Origin of the sequence: Kitasatospora sp. NPDC059747 (assembly GCF_042732955.1) — a bacterium.
Taxonomy (GTDB): Bacteria; Actinomycetota; Actinomycetes; order Streptomycetales; family Streptomycetaceae; genus Kitasatospora.
On record NZ_JBHWGV010000209.1, the window covers coordinates 1 to 4913 of the forward strand.

Genomic DNA, 4913 nt, shown 5'->3' on the forward strand with positions numbered 1-4913 from the left:
TCTCTTGTGTGGTTGTGTGTTGTTTTTTTTTTTTTTTTTTGTTTTTTTTTTTTTTTTTTTTGTCTGTGCTCGGGGTTGGTTCCCCCCTCCCGCCCTGGTTTCTAACACTCGCGGTCCGTGGGCCACCCCGGGCCCCCCCCCACGCTGGGTTCGGGCCGGGCCCGAACCCAGCGTGGGTCAGGCCGCGATCAGCGACGTCAGCAGCCCGGTCGCGTCGATCCCGTGCGGCAGGTCGCTCACCTGCCCGTCCCCGACCTCGACCACCCGCCAGCCGGAGCCGTCCGCCCGGCTGGCGAGGTCGGTGGTGACGAACCGGCAGCCGAGCGTCCGCACCAGCGAGCGCACACCGGTCAGGTCGGGGTCGACCTCGTCGCGCGGCGCGTCCGGGTGCGGTCCGACGAGCACCGGTTCGCCGTCCAGCCACCACACCCGGGCCTCCACCGCCCGGGTGCCCCCGACGCCGACGCCGACGCCGACGCCGACGCCGACGCCGAGACCGACGCCGGCACCGGCCTCGGTGCCGACGGGAGCGGACGCCCGCGCGAACTCCTCGTACCGCCGCAGCACCACCCCGCCCGCCAGGAACTCGCCCTGCAACTCGACGAACCGGGCCACCACCCGACCGACAGCGTCCAGGTCGGCGAGCTCCGGCACGTAGCAGGCCTCGTGCCACTCGTGCTTTCGGGACTTCACGTAGTCCTTGACGATCGCCGGGCCACGCCCGCCCAACCGGGCCACGGCATCGGCCAGTTCCTCCCGCCCCGGTCCCGGCGCCGATGCAGACCCGCCCGCTGCCTCGCCCGCCGAGGGGATCCACACGCTCGACGGCGTCGAGCCCTCGAACACGCCGTACCAGCCGGGAAGTTCGTGTGCGGCCGCGTAGCCGGCGGCACTCGTGAGCAGGTTCCCGCCGCGCGCGGAGAGGGCGGCGGCGAAGGCGGCGTAGTCCCGGGAGGGGATCATCCAGCCCCGGTACCAGAGCGGGCCGCCGCCCTCCGGCACCCGCCGGACGGCCTCCTCGGCCCGTCCGGCCAGCAGCGCGTCGTGGTCGACGAGATGGTGCTCGCCGCCCAACTCCCGGACCAGCCGGGCCTCCCAGGCGAAGTGCGGGTCGGGCCGGCGCGGGTTGAGCGGGTCGGCGGGAAAGACGATCGCGGGTACGGGCATGGGCGTCAGCGTACGGCGGTACGGGCCCTCCGCGCGCCGTCACGCCGTTCCGTCAGCGTCTGTCCCGCCACCACCTGTCCCGCCACCACCTGTCCCGCCACCGCCCGTCCGGTCACGGCCCCGTACCGCCACCGCCCGTACCGCCACCGCCCGTCCCGGAATTCGGAGACGCCCGTCGTCGGGCCCTGCGAGAGTGGGCCGATGAAACGACAGCAGCGCTTCCGCAACCCGCTGGGACTCGTCGGACTGCGGCGCCCCCGCGAGCGCGTGCCCCGGCAGGCGGCCCGGACGGCGGTTCTGGCCGAGGACGGCTCGGTCTTCCTGCTCCGCTCCGACAACTCCGAGGTCGGCGTGCACTGGACGATGCCGGGCGGCGGACTGGACCCCAGCGAGACCCCGCGCGAAGGCGCCGTCCGTGAACTCCGCGAGGAGACCGGCTGGACGGACCTCGAACCCGGCCCGCTGCTCTGCACCTGGGAGCACGACTTCACCTGGCACGGCACCCCGGTCCGCCAGCACGAGCACATCTACGTCACCCGGGGCCCGCGCCGCGGCCCGGTCGGCGACGTCAGCGCGGTGCACGCCGTCGACCGCATCCTCGACTGGCGCTGGTGGACGCCGTCCGACCTCGCCGCCCCGGACGCCGACGCGCTCTGGCCGCCCAGGCTCCCCGAGCTGCTGGCGATGGTCCGGTCGGGCGACTGGAACGTCGACGGGAGCGACGCGGGCGCCGTCCACCTCGGCTACATCCCGAACTCCTCGCCGGAGCACTGACGTTCGTACGTCGGGCGCTACGTCGGGCGCTACGTCGGGCGCTACGTCGGGCGCTACGCCGGGTCGAACGGCACGGACCGGCTACGCCCGTCCGCCGCGCCGTCCGCGCGCGGCCCGCCAGTCGTGCAGGTCGAGCTCCCGGTCGTGCAGGGCACCGGGGTTCATCATCACCGTCAGCTGCACGCCGGCCAGTTGTTCGAAGGCGAGCCCGGTGGCGGACAGCAATTGCTCGGTCGGCACCGAGACGGCGATGGCGGGTCGCCAGGAGGGCAGCACGACGAGGCTGGTGCCGCGCCCGATCCGGACCGGCTCGGCGGTCACCCGGACCGGCGTGCGCTCCTCCGGGCGGCCGACCGCCTCGGGTTGGTGGGGGCCGGCGCCGATCAGGATCCCGAGCGGGGTCTCGGCCTGGTCGGCCCCGGTGCCGGCCCGGGCCCCGGCCCCGGTGCCGCCGGTCGGCCGCCAGGCCGCCGCGGTCCCTACGGCCCCGTTCGCTCCCGCCGCCGTCCTGCCCGCTCCCCGTGCGGACCTGCGCGGGAGTGGTCCCTCAGGTGCGGCCGTCTCCCGTTCGGCCGCCTCCTGCCCGGTCAGGGCGGCATCGGGGTGCATGCGGCGCAGCCGGCGTGAGGGCGAGGGCCGTCGTGTCGCGAGGGTCCGCGGTTCCTCGCGGGCCGCCCGCAGCACCGGCACCGGCCGTTCGGCCGTCGGTGCGGCGGGCTGCGGGAGTTCGTGCGTGTGAACGTCGTGCGTGTGAACGTCGTGCGTGTGGACGTCGCCGGGCTCGCCCTGGTCGTCCTGAACCTGCCAGGCCGACGGAGCCTCCACCGGCACGGCCTCGCCCAGGAGCGCCGCGACCTCCGCCACCGGCCGTCGACACGCGGCGGCCAACTCGGCGAGCGTGCGCCCTTGCAGGCGTGCGGCCCGCAGCCGTTCGGCGAGCGCGGCCTGCACACGGGCGGCCGTCCGCTGGTCCGGCGCGCCGGTGAGGGGTGCGCGGGTCGGCGCCCCGCCGTCGGCGTCGCCGGGGCCGCTGCGCGGTCGCGGCACCGAGTCGTCCCGGGCGCCGCCGCCCGGCGCACCGGGGAGCTGTCCCGTGTCGGCGGCCTGCGCGATGGAGCAGCGCGCGGCGGCCTGACGCGGGGCTCCGGCGCGGTCCGCGGCCGGGTCGGGGCGGGCTGGGTCGGTGGGGGTGGGGTGGAGCGAGGTCATCGGCACGGGCCCTTCGGGGGACGGTCCAGACGATCCTCCCGCACCGAGTGACCAGCTCCAAGCGCCGGTTCCCCGTTCGGACGCCCGCACGCCCCTCCGGGAGCGGGCCGCGGGCACCCCGCCCCTACCCGGCGTGTCGGCTCAACTGCCGGGCGCGACGAAGCCCTTGAGGTCGGCGAGCACCGCGGTGGCCGCCATCACGCCGAGCCCGAGGAACCAGGTCTCGTCCGAAACCGGCCGTGCCTGACCGGACTTGACCGCTCCGAGGGTCCTCCAGAGCGCGCCGCCGAGCACCGTGTCCTGGTTGGTGGAGGTGGGCGATCCGTACACGCCGTAGAAGATCCAGTCGGCGTCCGCCTTGTCGATCTGCTCGGGGCTGATCTCGACCGCGAGTTCCTTGACCCGCTCGATCGCGGGCTGCGGCAGCGGCACGTCGGTGAGGATCGTGCCGATGAACGACAGCTCCGCGTAGAGGCGGGTCTTGCCGGGCATGAAGCGCAGCGGCGTGATGGCCGGTCGCTTGTCGCCGAGCCGGGCGCCGATCGCGGTGGCGGCGGCCTGGTAGGCGTCGAGCTGGGTCTTGGCCTCGGCCTCCAGGCCGAAGGTGCTCGCGTTGAGCAGGAAGTTCTGCTTCCACGGGTAGCCGGGGCGCAGCGAGAAGACGGTCGGTGCGATCTTCGACAGCTGTACGTACTGGTCCTGGGCGCGCAGCTGGCTGCCGAGGATCAGGTCGGGCTTGAGGGCGGCGATCGCCTCCAGGTTGAGGCTGTTGATGGTGCCGACGTTCGCCGGGCTGCCGGCCTTGTCCTTGAGGTAGGACGGCATGGTCTTCGAGCCGTCGGTATGGACGACGCCGACCGGCTGGACGCCGAGCGACACGACGTTGTCGAGCTCGCCGGTGTCGAGGACGACGACGCGGACGGGCTTGGCGGGGAGGACGGTCTCGCCCATCGCGTGCCTGACCGTGCGGGGGTAGACGCCGGGGGCGGCGTCGGTGCCGAAGCCCTTCATCTTCTCGATCACGGTGGCGTAGTCGTCGCCGCCCTGCTTGACCGACTTCTGGTCGGGGGAGCCGCCGCCGGACGGCTTCGCAGTGCCGGGTCCGGCCGACCCGTCCGAGCTGCCGCAGGCGGCGAGGAGCCCGCCGAGGCCGAGCACGGCACCGCCGGTGAGCCCGCCGGCGAGGAAGCGGCGGCGGGAGGCGGTGCGGCGGGCGGGGGTCAGGTCGTCGGCGTTGGGGGCCACGCGACGCTCCTTCGGGATCGGCGGGCGGGTCAAGAACGGGTCGGGGACGGGTCGGGGACGGGTCGGGGACGGGGCGTGGCCGCGGGGGCGGCCACCAACTCGCAGCTAAGGTGAGGCTAACCTATCCCACAAGCCCACGTTCACCCCGGTGGCCCGCACGCTGCCGGCGATGAGCGCCTACCGGGCCGTCCCGCCGCGCTTCGGCGCCGTCCACCCGGGCTTCCGGACCCCGGGGTCGGCGGCCTGCTGCTCAGCGCCGTCTTCCTGCAGGCGGAGTTCTTCCGCGGCGAGACGCTGCGCCGCGACACCCCCGCCCTCGTCGTCGAGGACTGAGGCCGACGGCGAAAACCGGTGACCGCGGCGGGGGACCGGCGCTATGGTCGAAGGCATGAAGCGCTCCACGGGCCTGTGCTGGTGGCCGTCCTACATACGCGCCCACTCCTAGCGTGACCAGGGGCGGAGGAGATGGACGGGCCAGTCGCGTTTCCCAGCCGGAGGGGCCCGGCCCGAGGACGGCC

The 4913-nt window shown here is 74.4% G+C and carries 4 protein-coding genes; 1 reads left to right on the forward strand and 3 read right to left on the reverse strand.

The window, feature by feature from the left end; all coding sequences use genetic code 11:
- Positions 1 to 177: 177 nt before the first annotated feature.
- Positions 178 to 1167, reverse strand: coding sequence for an ATP-grasp domain-containing protein (locus tag ACFV4G_RS42155; protein WP_380448709.1), 990 nt, complete (start codon positions 1165 to 1167; stop codon positions 178 to 180).
- A gap of 201 nt (positions 1168 to 1368) precedes the next feature.
- Here ACFV4G_RS42155 and ACFV4G_RS42160 point away from each other — a divergent pair, with 201 nt between their 5' ends.
- Entirely contained in the window at positions 1369 to 1941 is a 573-nt protein-coding gene (locus ACFV4G_RS42160; protein ID WP_380448711.1) for an NUDIX hydrolase, read from the forward strand.
- An 81-nt stretch (positions 1942 to 2022) separates the two neighbouring features.
- On the opposite strand, the gene ACFV4G_RS42165 is transcribed toward ACFV4G_RS42160, so the two are convergent.
- Together ACFV4G_RS42165 and ACFV4G_RS42170 are read right to left on the reverse strand one after the other, a co-directional pair.
- The gene (locus tag ACFV4G_RS42165; protein ID WP_380448713.1) at positions 2023 to 3150 is read right to left on the reverse strand and encodes a hypothetical protein; all 1128 of its coding nucleotides are present in this window, start codon (positions 3148 to 3150) and stop codon (positions 2023 to 2025) included.
- A gap of 141 nt (positions 3151 to 3291) precedes the next feature.
- On the reverse strand, positions 3292 to 4395 hold the full coding sequence (locus ACFV4G_RS42170; RefSeq protein ID WP_380448715.1) for an ABC transporter substrate-binding protein: 1104 nt from the start codon (positions 4393 to 4395) through the stop codon (positions 3292 to 3294).
- Positions 4396 to 4913 lie beyond the last annotated feature (518 nt).